The sequence below is a fragment of the Paenibacillus sp. NEAU-GSW1 genome (assembly GCF_009737085.1).
GTDB lineage: Bacteria > Bacillota > Bacilli > Paenibacillales > Paenibacillaceae > Pristimantibacillus.
Map to the genome: position 1 here is coordinate 199,025 of NZ_WOVL01000005.1, position 19,258 is coordinate 218,282.

The 19,258-nt window shown below is 48.9% G+C and carries 20 protein-coding genes and 1 pseudogene; 16 read left to right on the forward strand and 5 right to left on the reverse strand.

What is annotated here, in order from left to right:
• Nucleotides 1-52: 52 nt before the first annotated feature.
• The 11 genes from ctaD to GOM71_RS05315 all read left to right on the forward strand — a co-directional run bounded on the left by ctaD (nt 53) and on the right by GOM71_RS05315 (nt 9,042).
• Nucleotides 53-1,894 carry a cytochrome c oxidase subunit I gene (gene ctaD / locus GOM71_RS05270; RefSeq protein ID WP_156278740.1) on the forward strand — a complete coding sequence of 614 codons (1,842 nt, stop codon included), beginning with the start codon at nt 53-55 and terminating at the stop codon, nt 1,892-1,894.
• Nucleotides 1,891-2,508, forward strand: a complete 618-nt coding sequence (locus GOM71_RS05275; RefSeq protein ID WP_156278702.1) for a cytochrome (ubi)quinol oxidase subunit III — start codon at nt 1,891-1,893, stop codon at nt 2,506-2,508. Before ctaD ends, GOM71_RS05275 begins: the two co-directional genes overlap by 4 nt.
• Before the next feature lie 3 nt (nt 2,509-2,511).
• Nucleotides 2,512-2,829 (forward strand): cytochrome C oxidase subunit IV family protein, encoded by a 318-nt coding sequence (locus tag GOM71_RS05280; RefSeq protein ID WP_156278703.1) that lies wholly within the window; start codon nt 2,512-2,514, stop codon nt 2,827-2,829.
• Nucleotides 2,830-2,941: 112 nt separating this feature from the next.
• Nucleotides 2,942-3,844: a cytochrome c oxidase assembly factor CtaG gene (ctaG, locus tag GOM71_RS05285; protein ID WP_156278704.1), complete on the forward strand. Its 903-nt coding sequence runs from the start codon at nt 2,942-2,944 to the stop codon at nt 3,842-3,844.
• Between the two features lie 36 nt (nt 3,845-3,880).
• Nucleotides 3,881-4,348 carry a DUF420 domain-containing protein gene (locus tag GOM71_RS05290; RefSeq protein WP_367649472.1) on the forward strand — a complete coding sequence of 156 codons (468 nt, stop codon included), beginning with the start codon at nt 3,881-3,883 and terminating at the stop codon, nt 4,346-4,348.
• Nucleotides 4,349-4,480: 132 nt separating this feature from the next.
• Nucleotides 4,481-4,615, forward strand: a complete 135-nt coding sequence (locus GOM71_RS24660; RefSeq protein ID WP_301539604.1) for a hypothetical protein — start codon at nt 4,481-4,483, stop codon at nt 4,613-4,615.
• A 76-nt stretch (nt 4,616-4,691) separates the two neighbouring features.
• Nucleotides 4,692-5,429, forward strand: coding sequence for a hypothetical protein (locus GOM71_RS05295; RefSeq protein WP_156278706.1), 738 nt, complete (start codon nt 4,692-4,694; stop codon nt 5,427-5,429).
• A 42-nt stretch (nt 5,430-5,471) separates the two neighbouring features.
• Entirely contained in the window at nt 5,472-5,861 is a 390-nt protein-coding gene (locus GOM71_RS05300) for a GntR family transcriptional regulator (protein ID WP_156278707.1), read from the forward strand.
• Between the two features lie 24 nt (nt 5,862-5,885).
• Nucleotides 5,886-6,797, forward strand: coding sequence for an ABC transporter ATP-binding protein (locus GOM71_RS05305; protein WP_156278708.1), 912 nt, complete (start codon nt 5,886-5,888; stop codon nt 6,795-6,797).
• 51 nt (nt 6,798-6,848) lie between these two features.
• Entirely contained in the window at nt 6,849-7,751 is a 903-nt protein-coding gene (locus tag GOM71_RS05310; protein ID WP_156278709.1) for an ABC transporter ATP-binding protein, read from the forward strand.
• Nucleotides 7,744-9,042 carry an ABC transporter permease gene (locus tag GOM71_RS05315; RefSeq protein ID WP_156278710.1) on the forward strand — a complete coding sequence of 433 codons (1,299 nt, stop codon included), beginning with the start codon at nt 7,744-7,746 and terminating at the stop codon, nt 9,040-9,042. Before GOM71_RS05310 ends, GOM71_RS05315 begins: the two co-directional genes overlap by 8 nt.
• Before the next feature lie 200 nt (nt 9,043-9,242).
• Here the strand turns inward: GOM71_RS05315 and GOM71_RS05320 are convergent, their stop codons facing one another.
• Complete coding sequence (locus tag GOM71_RS05320) at nt 9,243-9,977, reverse strand: DUF6882 domain-containing protein (protein ID WP_156278711.1); 735 nt, start codon at nt 9,975-9,977, stop codon at nt 9,243-9,245.
• 232 nt (nt 9,978-10,209) lie between these two features.
• On the opposite strand from GOM71_RS05320, the gene GOM71_RS05325 reads away from it, so the two are divergent.
• Nucleotides 10,210-11,142: a glycoside hydrolase family 43 protein gene (locus GOM71_RS05325; RefSeq protein ID WP_156278712.1), complete on the forward strand. Its 933-nt coding sequence runs from the start codon at nt 10,210-10,212 to the stop codon at nt 11,140-11,142.
• Between the two features lie 53 nt (nt 11,143-11,195).
• On the opposite strand, the gene GOM71_RS23745 is transcribed toward GOM71_RS05325, so the two are convergent.
• Entirely contained in the window at nt 11,196-11,378 is a 183-nt protein-coding gene (locus GOM71_RS23745; RefSeq protein WP_173275245.1) for a hypothetical protein, read from the reverse strand.
• A 197-nt stretch (nt 11,379-11,575) separates the two neighbouring features.
• A complete protein-coding gene (locus GOM71_RS05335) occupies nt 11,576-13,033 on the reverse strand; it encodes an alpha-L-fucosidase (protein WP_156278714.1) in 1,458 nt (485 codons plus the stop codon).
• A 212-nt stretch (nt 13,034-13,245) separates the two neighbouring features.
• On the opposite strand from GOM71_RS05335, the gene GOM71_RS05340 reads away from it, so the two are divergent.
• The 3 genes from GOM71_RS05340 to GOM71_RS05350 all read left to right on the forward strand — a co-directional run bounded on the left by GOM71_RS05340 (nt 13,246) and on the right by GOM71_RS05350 (nt 15,907).
• On the forward strand, nt 13,246-13,701 hold the full coding sequence (locus tag GOM71_RS05340; protein ID WP_156278715.1) for a VOC family protein: 456 nt from the start codon (nt 13,246-13,248) through the stop codon (nt 13,699-13,701).
• A 16-nt stretch (nt 13,702-13,717) separates the two neighbouring features.
• Nucleotides 13,718-14,419, forward strand: a complete 702-nt coding sequence (locus GOM71_RS05345) for an SDR family oxidoreductase (protein WP_156278716.1) — start codon at nt 13,718-13,720, stop codon at nt 14,417-14,419.
• A gap of 279 nt (nt 14,420-14,698) precedes the next feature.
• Nucleotides 14,699-15,907 carry a GTP-binding protein gene (locus GOM71_RS05350; RefSeq protein WP_156278717.1) on the forward strand — a complete coding sequence of 403 codons (1,209 nt, stop codon included), beginning with the start codon at nt 14,699-14,701 and terminating at the stop codon, nt 15,905-15,907.
• Nucleotides 15,908-15,968: 61 nt separating this feature from the next.
• Here GOM71_RS05350 and GOM71_RS05355 read toward each other — a convergent pair whose 3' ends face one another.
• A complete protein-coding gene (locus GOM71_RS05355) occupies nt 15,969-16,823 on the reverse strand; it encodes an AraC family transcriptional regulator (protein ID WP_156278718.1) in 855 nt (284 codons plus the stop codon).
• A 277-nt stretch (nt 16,824-17,100) separates the two neighbouring features.
• On the opposite strand from GOM71_RS05355, the gene GOM71_RS05360 reads away from it, so the two are divergent.
• Nucleotides 17,101-18,090 (forward strand): tRNA dihydrouridine synthase, encoded by a 990-nt coding sequence (locus GOM71_RS05360; RefSeq protein WP_156278719.1) that lies wholly within the window; start codon nt 17,101-17,103, stop codon nt 18,088-18,090.
• Between the two features lie 126 nt (nt 18,091-18,216).
• Here the strand turns inward: GOM71_RS05360 and GOM71_RS05365 are convergent.
• Nucleotides 18,217-19,258: pseudogene (locus GOM71_RS05365) on the reverse strand (transposase); the annotation flags it as partial.

A 19,258-nucleotide genomic window follows, 5' to 3' on the forward strand; every position in this document is an offset into this window, starting at 1 on the left:
GGAGGTTCCTACCTTGGCTCATGGACATGCGGTTAAACGTCATACCGGCCTTATGGATTGGCTGACGACGGTTGACCACAAAAAAATCGGTATATTATATTTGATCGCCGGAGGATTTTTCTTCCTCGTCGGCGGCTTGGAAGCATTGCTCATTCGGATTCAGTTGTGGAAGCCGCTTAACGACTTCGTAAGTGCGGATACATATAACGAATTGCTGACGATGCACGGTACGACAATGATCTTCTTGGCAGCGATGCCGATGCTGTTCGCATTGATGAACGCCATCGTTCCGCTGCAGATCGGCGCACGCGACGTTGCATTCCCTTTCGTTAACGCGCTTGGCTTCTGGACCTTTTTCTTTGGTGCCGTATTGCTGAATGTCAGCTGGTTTGCAGGCAGCGCGCCTGAAGCAGGCTGGACAGCATACGCCCCGCTTGCCGGCACAGATTATAGCCCTAGCCACGGCATGGACTATTACGTACTCGGCTTGCAGATCGCCGGTATCGGTACACTGATCGGCGGTATCAACTTCCTAGTAACGATTATCAACATGCGCGCGCCTGGCATGACATTCATGCGGATGCCGATGTTTACTTGGGCGTCGTTCATCACTTCGGCGTTGATCCTGTTCGCTTTCCCTGCTCTTACAGTAGGTCTGGCGGCGCTTATGTTTGACCGTATTTTCGACGCAAACTTCTTCGATCCTTCGGGCGGCGGCAACAGCGTCCTCTGGGAGCATATTTTCTGGATCTTCGGACATCCTGAGGTATATATCCTCATCCTGCCGGCTTTCGGCGTGATTTCCGACGTAATCAGCACATTCTCCCGCAAGCGTCTGTTCGGTTACAGCTCGATGGTATTCGCAACAATCCTGATCGGCTTCTTGGGCTTCATGGTTTGGGCGCATCACATGTTCACCACAGGCCTTGGACCGGTAGCGAACTCGCTGTTCTCCATCGCAACGATGCTGATCGCAGTTCCAACGGGTATTAAAATCTTCAACTGGCTGTTCACGATGTGGGGCGGCTCGATCAAATTTACTTCTGCGAACCTGTTCGCAGTCGGCTTTATCCCGACGTTCGTAATGGGCGGCGTAACCGGCGTCATGCTGGCAGCAGCGCCTGCGGACTTCCAGTACCATGACTCGTACTTCGTCGTAGCGCATTTCCACTACGTTATCGTCGGCGGTTTGATTCTCGGTATTTTCTCCGGCCTGCACTACTGGTGGCCGAAAATGTTCGGACGCATGCTCAGCGAAGGCTTGGGCAAACTGACGTTCTGGACATTCTTTATCGGCTTCCACTTGACGTTCTTTGTACAGCATTTCCTTGGTTTGCTCGGCATGCCGCGCCGGATCTGGACTTACCTGGACGGTCTGGGCTTCAACGAAATGAACTTGATCAGTACGATTGGCGCAATTCTGATGGGCCTTGGCACGATTTTCTTCTTGCTGAACGTTACGATTACCGCGTTCAAACCGAAAAACGCAGTCAACGATCCATGGGAAGACGGCCGTACGCTGGAGTGGACGATTTCTTCGCCGCCGCCAGAGTACAACTTCAAGCAAACTCCGCTTGTTCGCGGTTATGATGCATTCTGGAAAGAAAAAATGGATGGCAAGAAAGGCATGACGCCTGCCGAGCCTGTTGGATCGATCCACATGCCGTCTCCATCGATTTTGCCTTTCATTATGTCGCTTGGCTTGTTCATCACAGGTTTCGGCCTGCTGTACTCCGACGGCACTTGGGGCAAAGTCGCAGGCATCGACACCGGTTATGTTGTCGGCGCAGCCGGCTTGATCATTACCTTTACTTGCATGGTGCTTCGTTCCTTGTTCGATGACCATGGCTTCCATATTGAGCCTGAAGACCAACATGAGGGGGTAAACGCATGAGCGCACATACGCATGTAGACGGGCAATTGCCTCATGAGCCCGAAAAGGCAACCCTTGAGGGACGCAATAAAGTATTAGGCTTCTGGCTTTTCCTTGGCGGTGAAACGGTATTGTTCGGAACGCTGTTCTCGGCGTTCCTGGCGCTCCGCCATCAAGTGCTGGAGGGACCTCCGGCACATGAGCTGTTCTCGCTTCCGCTCGTTGCGATTGCAACAGCGCTCCTGCTTACCTCGTCCCTGACGAGCGTATTTGCAACACAAGCGCTTCATCGCCACGACAACAAAGCGTTGATCAACTGGCTGATCGTTACCGTTTTGTTAGGCGCAGGCTTCCTGGGCCTTGAGATTTACGAGTTCTACCACTACGTACATGAAGGACACGGCTTCACAACGAGCGCTTTCAGCTCCTCGTTCTACACGCTTGTAGGCTTCCACGGCGCGCACGTTGCGCTCGGTATCGTATGGATTTCGCTCCTGATCGGTCAATTGATGAAAAAAGGGCTGACGGTCGTTACTGCGCCGAAAGCGTATGTAGCCGGCCTGTACTGGCACTTTATCGACGTTGTATGGGTATTTATCTTCACTGTCGTTTACTTGATGGGAAAGGTGGGTTAATCCATGTCAAGCAATCACTCCGCTGAAGAGCAACGCCCGGTTCGCCATCGTCTTGAAGGACCGCAGAAGGCGATCGTATCGTTTATTTTATCCGTTCTCCTGACGCTGATTTCTTTCGCGACAGTCGCTTCCGGCGAGATTAACACCGACTTTATTTACATCATTCTTGTTGCCAGCGCGTTTGTGCAAGTATTCGTTCAAATGGCAGTATGGATGCATATGAAAGACCGCGGCCATGCTTATGCCACAATCGCTATCCTGTTCGGCGTATTTATCGTATTCACTTGCGTAATTATGGCTGAATATTGGGCTTGGTGGTAAGAAAGCGAGTCGTCTAATAATTAAAAAGAGGAGGGTCCCTAAAGGCTGGGTCCCTCCTTTTTTGCAAAAATGGCAGACATTCTGCCCGGTTATGTGAAAGGAGCCTCCACATATGCTAGGTTTACAATATTTTAGCTTTGAAGAAGTGTGGACCCCGTGGTTTATGTTCATCATGGCGTTGATTGTCATCGCATATTTCTATGTGATCGGGCCATGGCGGGAAAAGCACGCCCCTGCAGAGCCTTCAGCAACGGTAATGCAAAAGATAATGTTCGTGACATCGATCATTATGCTCTACATCGTGCATGGAGGGCCGCTTAGTCTGCTTGGGCACTTGATGTTTACGTTTCATATGATCAATATGTCCGTCTCTTATCTCATTGTGCCGCCGATGCTGCTGCTGTCTATACCGGCTTTTGTGTGGCGGAAGGTGTTTGAGCCGGCATGGTGGTCGAAGCTAAATTTTCTGGCGCATCCGATTGCGGCAATTCTACTGTTTAATGTGCTCTTCTCTGTGTATCATATTCCGCTGATTCATGATTACGTGATGACACATTTTACAATACATCGGATCTATTATGTCGTATTGCTGATCACTTCAATGATGATGTGGTGGCAAATTTCATGTCCGGTGCCGGAATGGAACAGATTGACCGATCTGAAGAAGCTCGCTTACGTGTTTGCGAACGGCATTCTTCTGACGCCGGCATGTGCGCTGATCATTTTCGCTACCTCGTCGATGTATTCGATTTACAACGATCCGCAAGTATGGGTAGAAGCGATGGGCTATTGCGTAACGGGAGATCCTTCGCGCTTAATGGAGCTTGGCCCGCAGTTTTTCAATCTGATGGATCCGGCGGAGGATCAGCAGCTTGGCGGCATCATTATGAAGCTCGTGCAAGAGCTGATGTACGGCATTATTCTCGGCTACATTTTTCTTCATTGGTTCCGTAAGGAGCATAAGGATGATGAGCTGGATGAATTGCCGAACAACACAAACACCGGCACGGCCTAAGCAACAATTTAAACGTTTAGTATAGGTGGGATTATGGTGAATTTAGATTGGTATTTTATTTTCCCGACGATCAGCACATCGTTTATCGTCATCAGTGCTGTGCTTGTAGCAATCGGCTGGAGCCTTGCGATTAAGCGCAGGCTTGAAGCGCATAAAAGTGTAATGATCTGGGCGGCGATTGCCGCGATTATCTTCTTTATTATTTATTCGTCTCGTACGTTAATCATCGGCAATACGTCGTGGGGCGGGCCGCCTGAACTGAAGCCTTTTTATGTGACGTTCCTGCTGTTCCATATCGTCCTTGCGACCGTTGCAGCCGTATTCGGCATTACGACGCTTACGCTTGGCTTCAAAAGCAAGTTTGCGAAGCATCGCAAATGGGGACGCGTAACGTCGCTTATTTGGTTTTTTACGGCGATAACAGGCGTTGCCGTCTATGTACTGCTCTATCTGATGTACCCGGGCGGTCATACGAAACCGGTTTTTCATGCGATTTTTGGTTAGGTATTGAAAAGAAGAATGAGCGAGAGAGCCCAGTATTATGCATTATGCGGGGCTCTCTTTTTGTTGTTCGACTAATTGCGTTACAAGTTCCGCAATTTTCCTGGGTTTTTGTTGTAAATGGAGGTTTAGGCGTTGGATAGAGGAGCGAAGTTCCGCTATTTCGAACTTGTAGCGGCAACAGGAGAGGCAGCGTGGCAGCAACCAGCTTTTTCACCTAAAAAGAAGCACAAACAAAAAAAAGGAAATATTTTTCATGGTATATGTTGACAACTGTATCTACTGTGGTTATACTGTGTATAAAGATATATACAGTATAACCACTTGAACGAAAGGGGCTGCCGGAGTGAATACTTGGCAAGGAGCATGGCATATCGTCAGGCATGAGATGAACAGAGATAAGTACGGCGTATTGATCACAATTGGATTTTGCTTATATATGGTGTTTGTAACGATGGGGATTTTTGATCTGGATGAAGAGGTGCCAGAAGGATTAACTTGGATACTGGATCTTGCATATGCAATCGTATTTCCGTCATTTGCATTCGTAATGAATCGAACTTCGTTAAAAGCTTGGCGGGAAGATTCGTTTACCGATAAGCTGGCCGAGTGGAGGACGATGCCGATTTCGCTAAAGCAATTAACACTGGGCAGGCTAATTCAGATCATCATCATCCTGACGCCAATTGTTATTTTGTTCTTCGGAGTGCAGTATGCGGTGATGGCTGAAATTAGGAATTCGATATCGATTGGAGCCTATATTCTATTCGCAATGTTTTGGTACTTTTACGGGGTTGGAGTTGCTGTCATGTATGTTTATTACGAGTTGGGTCATTCCGGAAAAGCATACTTCTTCTTCTGTTATTTATTCGTAGTAGCAATCACCATTGTGATGGTTATACTCAAGCTGGCGAATGTAAGTGTCGTGCTTGGATTGCTGAAAGAGCTTCAAGCGGGTCACTGGTGGTACACAACAGCAGCATTTATTTACAGCCTCGGGGCAATGCTGCTTGGTTACTCTCTAATTGTAAAACGGCTGGAAAAACGAAGCTTTGTTAATCGAAATTGGGAAGCGAATGTATAACAGATACTTAATCAACAAGTCATAATCGAAGAAGGTGACGCCATGTGGCTGCCGATACAAATTAATGAACAAAGCGCGGAACCGCTCTACTACCAGATCGAAGTGCAGCTGCGGGCGCTAATCGTGAGCGGACAGCTTGCGGAAGGAACATTGTTGCCATCGATTCGAGAATTGGCTCAGATGCTCAAGTGCAGCATCATTACGGTCCGTCGGGTCTATCAAGATTTAGAATCGGAAGGACTCCTTCGGACGAGGCAAGGAACCGGCACCTATGTGGCGCGAGTAGAACAACGAGAGCTTGACCGGCATCGGTTAGCGGCAGTGATCGAAGCGGTAGACAATGCCGTGACGGCAGGAAAGCTTGTGCAATGTACGAAGGATGAAATCAATGAAATATTTCAGGAAGCGCTGAATAAACATTACAACGGCTGACACCTGTTGAAGGGAGAGAGAAGGATGTCGCAACAAGCTGCGGTTAAGCTTACTGGCATTGAGCAAAGCAGACCGCATTTTCAACTGGGACCGATTGATTTAGAAGTGCCAAAGGGTTGCGTAACTGCAATCGTTGGCCCTAACGGATCAGGCAAAAGCTCGGCCTTTAGGCTGATACTCAATTTGGAGAAAGCTGCAAAGGGTGAAGTTACTGTACTCGGCGAGCAGATCGGCAGCGGGAATGACGCGGAATTGAAACAGAGAATCGGTTATTTGCCGGAATTGTTCGGTTCCCACGACGGCAAAATGAGGGCGTCGGAGAAAACAGCATTTGTGAGAAGATGGTATACGGATTGGAATTTGAACCGATATCGTGAGCTTTTGCGAGTGTTTGAGGTGGATGACAGCATTAAGCTTGGCAAAATGTCCAAGGGGACGCGCCGCAAATACGAGCTTGCGCTTGCACTCTCACATCACCCCGAACTGCTGCTGCTCGACGAACCGTCCTCGGGACTTGATCCGCTCGCTTGGCGAACGATGATAGATGTGCTGCATCGTTATATGGAGGATGGAGAGCGAACCATCATAATGGCTTCGCACATCATAGAAGAAGTGAAAAGGCTGGCCGACTATATCGTGTTCATGGGGCATGGCCGAGTGCTCGGTGTTTTCGAAAAAGATGAATTGTTCAGCAGCTGGCACTCCTATTATATAAGCGGTGAGGGTTTTACTCGAAAAGCGGCGGAACAAATACCTGGCCAATGTTTGATCGAGGACAATGGAGGCGGCACATTCCGCGTAGTGACAAAAGAAGCGTTTGCGGCTGAGCGCTGGCTCGAGGAAACGGGGCTCCGCATCGTCGGTAGGCAAGCGTTAAGTCTAGACGATATACTCGCCATATTAATCGAGCAAGAGAGGCTTCGCGTACGATCTTAATAGGCTCAACATCAAAAAAACGGTAGATAGAATCGAAGGGAGAATCGATATATGCAACGGTTGCAGGTCGATCGCATTTATAAGCAGTATGGAGAGAAAACGGCAGTCAATCATATCAGCTTTGAAGTAGGAGAAGGTGAAATATACGGGTTGCTCGGCGCGAACGGCGCCGGTAAAACGACAACGATGCGGATGGTGCTCGGCTTGATCTACCCGGACGGCGGAAGCATCCTATACAACGGCAAGCCTTACTCGAATGACGAATTGAAAGGTCTCGGCTACCTGCCGGAAGAGCGCGGCTTGTATCCGAAAGTTCGCGTCAGCGATCAGCTCATCTATTTGGCAGAGCTTCGCGGCGTATCGAAAAGAGACGCAGATGCCAGCTTAAAGCGGTGGCTTGAACGATTCGAAGTGCCGGAGTATTACAACAAACGGGTGGAAGAATTATCGAAAGGCAATCAGCAAAAAATTCAATTTATCGCTTCGGTCATCCATAATCCGAAAATCGTTATATTGGATGAAGCGTTCAGCGGCCTTGATCCGGTCAATGTCGAGCTTCTGAAGTCGACCGTTAAAGAGCTTCGCGACAACGGAACGTCGATGCTGTTCTCGACGCACCGTATGGAGCATGTCGAAGAGTTATGCCGGAATATTACAATACTTCATCGCTCAAACGCTGTTGTGCAGGGCAGCTTGAAAGAAATAAAGAGTCGTTACCCGCGTGAAAAAGTTATACTGCGTACGTCAGGCGAAGTGAACGGTCTTGAGTCTCTGGAAGGAATTACTAAGGTAACCCGCCAAGAGAACGGATACATTGTGAACATCTCTAATGAAGAAGCAGCTGGCAGCATTTTGCGTCATGCCATCGGCCAAACGGAAATTTACCGCTTTGAAATTATGGAACCAACGCTTAACGAAATCTTTATAAAAACGGTAGGTGAGAGAAATGAGTAAATTTTGGACAGTAGTCGGCTTTACCGCTCGCAACAAGTTCCGCTCGAAAGCTTTTCTAATCACAACACTTATCATTGTCGTTATTATGTCGATTGGCATTAACTTGCCGGCTATCATTTCGTTGTTTGATAAAGATGGCAACGATAATAAATTGGTTAAGATCGGCTATGCCACTCAAAGTGATAATATCCCAGGATCAGAGATGGGGAAAGAGTTGTCGGATTACCTTTCCAATGCGCCGCAATTGAACGTCAGCTTGATAGAAGTTGGCAAAGGGGGCAATGCGGAGGAAGCGGAAGCAAAGCTGAAAGCAGCAATCGCGGAAGAAAAAATTAGCGGCTACTTACTATTCGGTGAGAAAGCGGAGAATGGTTTACCGAAAGTAACGTATAAAGCAGAGAGCATGAATACAACGACAATGGCAATGCTTGAATCCATATTGAATCTGTATAAAACGGAAGCTGCATTGACTGGTGTAGCACTAACGGATGAGCAGCGCGCAATGCTTCTAACGCCATTGGCAATGGAAACGATTCAAATCGATGCGTCTGGAGAAGGCAAGGATGAGGCTGAGCTGGGCGTTACGATAGGAGCTATAACCGTTATTATTTTGCTTCTCTTCTTTGCAATTATGGTATCGGGACAAATGATCGCATCCGAGGTAACAGCTGAGAAAAGCTCGCGTGTGATGGAAGTGCTCATTACGAGCGTCCCTCCGCTGACGCAAATGTTCGGGAAAATTTTCGGGGTGTTTATCGTAGGGGTTTCGCAAGTTATGATCTATGTCCTCACCATGTTCGTCAATGCAAGAATGCCGCATAACAAAGAAGCATTTATGCAATTTAATATTGATCTGACACAAATCGATCCGATGATTCTCGTCTATGCGCTTGTTTATTACTTCGCGGGCTACTTCCTGTACGCAACTCTTTATGCGGCAGTCGGCTCCATTGTGAGTCGGACGGAGGAGCTTGGTCAAGCGGTGCTTCCGATTACGATTTTATCGTTGGCAGGCTTCTACATCGCCTCGTTCAGCATGTCGAACCCGGACACGATGCTCGTACAGGTTGCCTCCTATGTTCCGTTCTTCTCGCCTTTCGTTATGCTGCTTCGTATTGGCCTGACAGACCCGCCAGTATGGCAAGTGCTGCTGTCGCTCGGCATCCTGTTTGTGAGCATCTACTTTGGCGGTTGGCTGTCGGCAAAAATTTACCGTACAGGCGTGCTGATGTACGGCAAACGCCCTACATGGAAAGAGCTTAGAAAAGCGATGAAGGCTTACAAGATTTAAGAAACTATACAAGAATGATCCTAACAAAATAAAAGCACAGCAGCGGCATAAATAGCGGAAATGGTTCTAGGCATCTATCCTTCTGATGAACATTACCAGGCGATTATAGAACGATTTAAGGAAAATCAAGAGAAGTAGAACATATCCGAAAAAAGCAGCCGGCTGTCGCATAGCCAGCTGCTTCTTTTATCTCTGCCTTTTTATTTAGGAGCTGCCTCAAGGTTGGTCATTCGACTTTGCTTATCGAAATATGCTTTAACCGTGAGCCTGGAAGAAACGCCTGTTAAGCCGTCATCAGAGTCAATCACTTCAAAGCCTTTGTCTTGCAAATAGAAGCTTAACGCTTTTCTATGATCGAGTTCAAACGCCATAATAAGCTGCGGAAATACGTTTAATACCGATTCGGGTTGCTTCTTTACATCTTCTTCTGCCGTATCAATTGTGAAAAAAGCGGTGCCAGCGCCATAGTTGCCTGCGTAATAAAAACGGTTTTTAAACATGCCGGAAGCGATGCTGGCAATCGCATGTCCTTCATGACTGGTCGCAGAAAATGTTTTTTCAGCAAGCTCGGCAATGTTGTGCTTAGTGCCGTAAGCTTTCAACTCATTTGCTTGTTTCAAAATGGTTGCGGACATTTGCGCCTGGGTGTTTGCCCATGCCCATAACCAAGTGTTTGATTGATGTGAAACGCTGCCCAGCATTTGGATGGGGAAAGTGAACTCCGTACCGAATGTAGCTGTCCCTGCGATCATATCCACATTCCAATCCAGATCGCCGATCAAATCGGTCATTGCCAGCTGTTTTTCAAAAGCGATCCCGCTGTATCGCTCTAACAATTGTTGAAAAGACGCAAAGCTTTCAACATTTTGCAAAGCTTCGTTTTGTACTTCCATTTCAGCTATTTTCGGTTTCTTTAAAAAATCAAATAATCCCATATCGTCTCGTCACCTGCTTCATTAATTTCAATCCATATATTTCATGTTTCAATTCAACATATCGGTGCAAAATCCTGCCCGCTGCTCCCGGGCGTTTGGCTGGGCTTTTCTTTCGACGCATCGTTGCAACCGATTTTATATTATGATAGATTTAAATTAATAAAACTATATTCTGTTTAATATTTATATTAATTCAAAGAGGGCAGCACCGCTGCTCTAGGGAGGAACTTGCATGCAAGCTTATTTATTCGTCCATTTTAAAGAGAAAAAAACGCCGGACGGCGAGCAGGTTTATTTCGGTTTAAGCACCGATGGCTTCAATTGGAAGCAGGTCAACGGCGGCGAGCCTGTCCTTTGGAGCAAGCTGGGCGAAGAGGGCGTCCGGGATCATACGATCGTGCGGGCGAACAACGGAAAATTTTATATTTTTGCTACTGATCTTAGCCTTGCGAATTGCTTCCAGACGAAATATAAAGGCGATTGGGCTAACATCGGCAGGGAAGGCAGCAAATGTCTGTCCATGTGGGAGTCAGAAGACCTCGTCAACTGGTCGGAGCAAAAATTAATTGAGCTCGGAGATGAAGATTACGGCTGCCTGTGGGCGCCTGACGTCATCTATGATAAAGCGAATGAAGAGTATGTACTCCATTGGTCATCCTCTCACGCATCGAACAATTTCGGCCATAAGGCCATCTACTATTCGCGGACGAAAGACTTCGAGAGCTTTACCAAACCGCAAATGCTTTGCCGGAAGGATGGCAGCGGCATTATCGATTCCGCAATTTATGAGGAGAACGGCAGTTATTACCGGTTTCTGAAGAGCGAGATTGACCCTGCGGGCATTATTTTGCAAAAGGGGAAAACGTTAACCGGCGAGTATACGCGAATCGAAGCGTTCGACGTGGAGATGGCGAAGCTTGGACACAGCGCTTATGAAGCGCCGACAGCGTTTAAGTTGGCGAACGGACAATGGTGTCTGCTGCTCGACTTCTTCGGCGTGGAGGGTGCAGGGCAGGGGTATGTGCCATTCGTCGCTGACGATATCGAAAGCGGCCGGTTTATCCGCTCGGATGAAAGCTTTAACTTCCCCTACGGCTTTAAGCACGGAACGGTGCTTCCGATTACATTAGAAGAGTATGAACGGATCAAGCAATTTACGTTTTAACGACAAAGGAGCTGACTATGCAAGTAAATCTTGCAAAGTCAGCTCCTTTTATTTCATCGGTATTTAGCAGCTTTCGGGTTGCCTTTCACCGATTTCTTCTTTGCTGCTGCATTAACGCCGGCGTCCTGGCCTTCGTTCAAAGCGCCTTGAGGCGCATTGCCGACAAAGTCCTCGATAGAATTAAGCCGCCCAATCCTTCCGAAATGGATCGTGCCGTTGTTTTTGCATATAATCACCTTTCCGATAAAACAGCACATCGACGGCATCCCCTATCTACGCTCGGACATGGGCAGGTATCACGCGCGGCCTGCGCTTATGCTCTATTGTATGAAGGGCTGTCTTACCCGGAAATGGTTGAATGCAGCGGTGCAGCCGCCTGTTTTCTCACCCTTTTTGAACGAGTTCACAGCAGCAACAAACCGTTTATTTTGAATTAGTCCAACTCAATGCGGAATACGACCGGGAGCGCACTTTGCACCGTCTTCGTCGTAATGCACAAAGCCTCTTCGTTGCGCTCCCACACCGGCGTCTCTTCCCAGCCGAGCGGCTGAATCTTTTTAATGATCCCGTGAAAATGAGGAGAATGTGCCTTAAGCGATTTGATCCGTACTTCCCCGTTCTCTGGATATACAAGCACGGTGGCATACAACGAGCCGCCTTTGGCCGTGAAGCGAATATCCTCGCTCGTAAAGAGCTTCATTTCTCCGTCCGTAAATTGGCCTTCGGAAACTTTGGTAGGTCCTTCTCCAAACGTCCGCCAGTAGCTCGCACTGTATATCGCTTCGCCGTTGAGTCGTAGCCATTCCCCGATTTCCAGCAGGATGCGGCGATCCTCCTCCGGGATCGTGCCATCCGCTTTCGGGCCTACATTCAATAACAGATTGCCGTTTTTGCTAACGATATCGACCAGGTCGCGAATAATTTCTCCGGACGTTTTATAGTCGTTTCCTTCGGTATAGCACCAGGAGTTTTTCGCAACAGCTGTATCGGTTTGCCAAAAATAAGGCTTCAGCTCTGCGAACTGTCCCCGTTCAATATCGACGACGGCCGTGCCGAACATATAGGCGTCATGTTTATAATTGATCGCAACCGGCTGGCCCCATTCTAATCCCCGATTATAATAGTAGGCGGCGAATTTTTTAAGATAAGGCTTGAATGCCGCGGTATGAATCCACCAATCGAAGTAGAACACCTTCGGTTTGTATTGGTCTACCAGCTCGCAGCAGCGAACGAGCCAATCCTCCAAGTAAGCTTGGTTAGGCGGGGAGCCGTATAGATCCTGATGATCAGGCTCCGGCATTGCCGGCCAATAGAAGTCGCCCTGCTCCAGCGGCTCACGAATATCAGAATCAAACTCCTTGCCATGCGACATAAAAAACCAATGCTCCGCCCTGTGGGAGGAGATGCACAACTGAAGGCCGCTTTCCTCGAAGGCTTCTTTCATCTCTCCGAGCAAGTCACGCTGCGGTCCCATGTCATAAGCGTTGAAGCGGGATAGACTGCTTTTGTACATTTGAAAGCCGTCGTGGTGTTCGGCAACGGGCATCACATATTTTGCGCCCGCTTGCTTGAACAGCTCGGCCCATTGCCGAGCATCGAAATGTTCCGCTTTAAACATCGGAATGAAATCTTTGTATCCGAAATCTTTATGATTGCCGTAAACAGCCTTATGGTGCTCAAATTCCTTGCTGCCTTGTATGTACATATTGCGCGAATACCATTCGTTGCTGAAGGCTGGAACCGAATAAACGCCCCAATGAATAAAAATGCCGAACTTCGCGTTCGGATACCAGTCTGGCAGCTGGAACTGGCTGAGCGAATCCCAATTGTCCTTGTATTTCCCGGTAGCATTAACTTCGTCGATGATTTTCAAATAGGATGCCGTATTCATATTCTCATCTCCTTATAGGTGGGTGTCGACCTGTTTCCCAATATAAATGTAACGATTACACAAATTGAAAAAAAGATAAGAAGTTAAGCTATCGGTGTTAAAAACTAATATGTTTTCGATCACGTACAGTGTACAAGCAACGTTCCGTTTATAGTATGATGAAGATTGAAAGCGCTGTATCTAATCTATTTTGCTAAAGGAGCGATCGCGTTATGGACAAAAGCAAGCTTGGAAATCGCACCATCACTCAAATCGGACTGCTGGTACATGATATTGAGGCAGTCTCGCAAGCATATGCCGACTTTTTCGGTGTGGAGAAGCCCGACTGGTTTTGGACCGATACGGTCGATAAAGCGCAAACGGAATATAACGGAGAATCAACCGTGGCCCGCGCGAAGCTGGCTTTCTTTGATATGGGGTCGCTCCAGCTGGAGCTGATCGAGCCGGATGAGCATCCTAGCACATGGCGGGAGCATCTGGATAAGCATGGCGAAGGCCCTCATCATATTGCGTTTGCAGTGGAAGGCATGCAGGAGAAGGTCGCCGTCATGGAAAAGAGCGGCATGGCGCTCGTGCAAAAGGGCGAATATACAGGCGGACGCTATGCGTACATGGATACGTTCAAGCAGCTGAAAGTGATGCTTGAGCTGCTGGAGAATGACAACTAGCTGGGAGGCATCATAGATGAAAATATTAATAACCGGGGCAAATCGCGGCTTAGGCCTCGCGATCGCTGCGGAAGCGTGCGCGCGCGGACATGTAGTGCTGGCCGGCGTCCGCAGTACCGCTTCTGCAGGAGGATTGGATAAGCTTTCGGCAGAATATCCCGGCCAGTTGCATCTATTGCCGCTTGACGTCAACGATGAATCGTCCGTCCAAGCGGCGGCGGCACAGGCAGCAGCGGAGCATGGCAATTACATAGACGCCGTCATTAATAGCGCAGCCATTTTGCTCGGCCGCGAGCAGAAGCTGGAGCAGCTTGATTTCGGTCAGGTGGAGCAAACGATGCAGACGAACCTGTACGGTCCGATGCGCGTCATGAAGCACTTTTTGCCGTTGCTGCAGCGCGGCGAGCGGCAATGCGTCATGAACATCAGCTCGGAAGCGGGGAGTATCGCAGGCGCGTACGGCGGAGATTACTCGTACGCGCTGTCCAAATCGGCGCTGAATATGTTCTCCGCGCAGCTGCGCGGCGCGCTTTCGCCGCAAGGAATGCTTGTCTATGCGCTCCATCCAGGATGGATCCGCACCGATATGGGCGGCGGAAATGCGCCGGGCGACGCGGCGGTTGCCGCAGCAGGCATTATGAGCATCGTGGACCGGACGGCCTCGCCGCAGCCGGAAGCGCTCTTTATTACACACAAGGGGCAGCCGATGCCGCATTAACACACGAAAACCGCTCTCTCGGCATACTGCACATGCCGAGGGAGCGGTTTTTATATTGCCGGGATTACGCCCGACATTTTAGATGCAAAAGTACTTTAGAATCGATAAAAGGAGCGGGTTGCCTTAAAAGAAGAAAGATGCTACACTTCTTTTAATAGTAATTGTTACGATTAAAATAAAGTTGTAATCCGAGAACCGATTCTCGGATTTATTAACGGGCAATAATCGTAATTGTTACGATTTATTGAATGTTGAATATAATGAAAGAGGTGCGAATGGATGGCAATGAACAAAATTCCGGTAACGGTGCTGAGCGGCTATTTGGGAGCGGGGAAAACAACGATACTTAATCATGTACTGCATAATCGCGACGGTTTAAGGGTAGCCGTTATCGTTAACGACCTGAGCGAAGTTAATATCGATGCCGAGTTGGTGAGAAATGGCGGCGGCCTTTCCCGTACCGACGAGAAGCTGGTGGAAATGTCGAACGGCTGTATTTGCTGCACGCTGCGGGAGGATTTGCTTCGCGAGGTGGAACGGCTCGCCAAGGAGGGACGGTTCGATTATATTTTGATCGAGTCGACGGGGATCGGCGAGCCAGTGCCGGTAGCGCAGACGTTTACGTATATCGATCAGGAGCAAGGCATTGATTTAACGCAATGGTGCAGGCTGGACACGATGGTGACGGTCGTTGACGCTTACCGCTTTTGGCATGACTACTCGTCCGGCGAGTCGCTGCTCGACCGCAGCCAAGCGGCAGGCGAGGATGACCGGCGCGAAGTCGTCGATCTGCTTATTGATCAAATTGAATTTTGCGATGTGCTTCTGCTCAATAAATGCGATCTTGTAGAAGAAGCAGAGCTGGAAGAACTGGAGCAGGTATTGCGTACGCTTCAGCCGCGTGCGAAGCTAATCCGCACCGTGAAAGGGCAAGTTGAGCCGGCTGTCATTATGAATACCGGGCGGTTCGATTTCGAGGAGGCGAGCCGATCTGCAGGCTGGATCAAGGAGCTGGAATCGCCGGTTCATACGCCGGAAACGGAGGAGTACGGCATTTCCTCCTTTGTCTATCAACGGGTTAAGCCGTTTCATCCGCTGCGTCTGATGAAGTGGATGGAGCAATGGCCGGAGGAAGTCGTGCGGGCAAAAGGAATCGTCTGGCTGGCTTCGCGCGCGAAGCATGCGCAGAGCTTAAGCCAAGCGGGGCCTTCTATTCAATTTGGCCCGGCCGGCTTATGGGCGGATGCGCTGCCGGAGCATGAGAAGCTGCAGCTGCTCAGGGAAGAGAAGGAGCTGGCACGGCAATGGCATCCGAAATACGGCGACCGGATGAATAAAGTCGTTTTGATCGGTATTGGTTTGGATCGACGGGAGCTGGAAGCAGAGCTGGACCGCTGCCTGCTTAGCGATGAGGAGATGGAGTGCGATTGGAGCGTCCTCGCCGATCCGTTTCCGAATGTGCAGGATGAAGCGTTCTTCATGCAATAGCGCAAAAAGCGAGGAAGCCCGGCGGCTTCCTCGCTTTTACAACACTAGACGATGACAGAAGCTAGCCCTTTTTCACAACAGGCACCCAAAGCTCGTTTTTACCCTCTTCGATCGGCAAGTAGCATTCGATAGCCGGCAAATGCCCAAGCTCATAATTGGAAGCGGGAATCCATTCCGTATATAGCCGTCTCCATAGGTCCTGTATGCCTTCCGGGGGGCCCAGTGCTTCGAAAACGGCCCAAGAGGCTTCCGAAAATTCAAGCTTCTCCAACCCTTCCGGCGGCTCTTGTTCGGAAGCGATCGCCAATAAGTAATCGAATCCGTCGTTTTTGCCCCAGTTGCCGTCCACGCATACGCCCATTATGCCTCTAATTGGATGCTCGGCATTGCGAATATCCCACAGCAGGCCAAACAACCCTTCCTCTTGCGCTGATTGCCAGATACGGGGAACTTGTTCGAAAGCAAGCTCCATGTCAATGCGTTCCTTCTTGCCGGAGATACTGAACGGCCCTAATTGCTCGATACGGTAATTCATTTCAAGAGCTCCCTTGATCGTAAAGTGGAAGGAAATGCGCGGATAGGCTTTAAGCTTCGTTCCGGCATGTCTCGCGGCGGTTGGCGTCGTGCCGTGCAGCTGCTGAAACGCGCGGGCGAACGCTTCCGGCGACTCATAGCCGTATTTCAATGCGAGGTCGATCACTTTGATCGGGCTGTTCTGAAGCTCGAACGCCGCAAGCGTCATTCGCCGCCGCCTAATATATTCCGCCAAGGAGACTTCCGCCATATAAGAGAACATCCGTTGAAAATGATAGGAAGAACAGCCGGCGATTCGCGCCGCTTCCGCGTAGACGATCTCTTCTGTCAGATGCTCCTCGATATAGCCGATTGCATCGGTCATTCGTGTTACCCATTCCATTCGCAGCTTCCTCCCCGTGTTACTATATCGCGAACTCCTGATACGTGCCTTGCATTTTGTGCACCAAATGGCTAGCCCGATATTTTCGTTCTATCATCCTATTTATTAGGTATTATTATTAATAATACCCTGAGACAAATCAGACTGAAAGCATCGATTGGAGAAGAATATGCTTCTCTCGGGGTTATGGTATACTTATTAAATGTTTGCCATTAGGACATACTGCCGTTTGAAATACGTTCCTTTAACATGCTGAAAGTATAGAGAGGTTTTTGATATGACAAATAATTTTTGGCGTGATTTACCACGGCCCTTTTTTATACTGGCGCCCATGGAAGATGTGACGGATGTTGTTTTTCGCCATGTCGTAAGCGAGGCAGCCAGACCGGATGTGTTTTTTACGGAGTTTGCGAATACAGAGAGTTATTGCCACCCGGAGGGGAGCCATGCTGTGCGCGGGCGTTTGACTTTTACAGAGGATGAACAGCCCATTGTAGCACATATCTGGGGAGACAAGCCGGAATACTTCCGTCAAATGAGCATCGGTATGGCGAAAGAAGGCTTCAAAGGCATTGATATTAATATGGGTTGTCCTGTAGCGAATGTAGCCGAGAATGGGAAGGGGAGCGGCCTGATCTGCCGCCCTGAAACCGCAGCGGAACTTATCCAGGCCGCCAAAGCAGGAGGACTGCCCGTCAGCGTAAAGACAAGGCTCGGTTTTAGTGACCTAGATGAATGGCGCGGATGGTTAACCCATATTTTGGAGCAGGACATTGTTAATTTGTCCATTCATCTGCGCACAAGAGAGGAAATGAGCAAAGTGGATGCTCACTGGGAACTGATTCCGGAGATTAAGAAGCTTCGTGATGAGGTGGCGCCAGATACCCTTTTGACCATTAACGGGGATATCCCTGACCGCCAGACCGGCCTCAAGCTCGCTGAGCAGTACGGTGTGGATGGTATTATGATCGGGCGCGGTATTTTTCATAATCCGTTTGCTTTTGAGAAGGAGCCGAAGGAGCACAGCAGCGAGGAATTGCTTGATTTGCTGCGGCTGCATCTGGATTTCCATGATCGCTATTCAGGACTGGAGCCGCGTTCGTTCCGGCCCCTTGCCCGTTTCTTCAAAATATACGTCCGCGGATTTCGAGGGGCAAGCGAATTAAGAAATACGTTGATGAACGCAAAGTCAACAAATGAAGTGCGTTCGCTGCTCAATGAGTTTGAAAGCAAGGAGCAGGATGGGGCGGAGGAACGCGGGGATTAAGTAATTTCTAACGAATTTACAATTTCCTTGATATGACAATAATGCTGGATACGACGAACGGCAAGCGTAATGTTATCAAAGGGGCCGTCTCAAAAGAGGTTCGCTCGCTAGAGAAATGGCTCGCATCTAAATTACAAAAGTGAATTTCATAAAAATAGCGTTGCGGACCTGCAACGCTATTTTTAGATTTTTATCCTTTGCAGCTTTCTTCAGCAAATGATGGGCAAGTGAAAGCCACCCGACCTCTAAGCTGACTTTCGGCAAGCCTCGAAGCAGGAACCGGCGGAATCCTCGGTTATTCTTGATTTGGCCAAACACACGCTCTGGTTCGTGCATGCGTCGAACCGATAATGCATACCATCCTCGCTCTTTAATTGCTCCCTCGCTTGTCGTTTGAGGCGAAGATATTCCATGCTAACCTTTATTTCACGCTCGCCTTGTGCCTTCGTACATCGTTCCTTCAGCGGGCAGCCTTCACAGGAAAGGCTGCGATAATGGCGAGTGGTAATTTCATAACCACTTTCCGTGGTACTTCTGCTTTCATAACGGAATAGAAGTTTCTGTCCTGCTGCGCATGTCCACGTGTCTTCTTTCTCGTCATACAACCAATGCTCGAATTTGCTAATGTCTTGCTTCCACGCTTTGGTATTTTCTTTGTGATAGGTATTGTATTTAACAAGTGCCCGTTGTTCCTCAGACTCCAGGTAAGCATAGTTTTCTTCACTTCCATAACCTGCGTCTGCAATGATGGTTCCCGGCAATTGACCAAACGAGGCTTTCACTTTGTCCAGATGTGGCTTGAGACAACGCGTATCCGTTGGACGTTGATGGATACTGTAAGCGAGGATGAATTGATCTTCTGTCCCAATCTGCACGTTATACCCAGGCTTCAGCTGACCATTGCGCATGTGGTCTTCCTTCATGCGCATAAATGTGGCGTCGGTGTCGGTTTTGCTAAAGCTGTTGCGGCTTCCGAGCGTCGCTTGTTGATCTTCATATTTCTGCAACCGTGGGAGAACGTCTTTCCGCACTAGGCGAACAGCTTTCTTTAGTGGCTTGTCCTTTGGCTTTTCTTGAAGCTTGTTTTCCAGCTGCTGAACAGCCTGCTCCAGCTTTTCACTTGTAATGGTCGATGCTTCTCCAAGTTCAGGGAGATCTACGTCGTTCA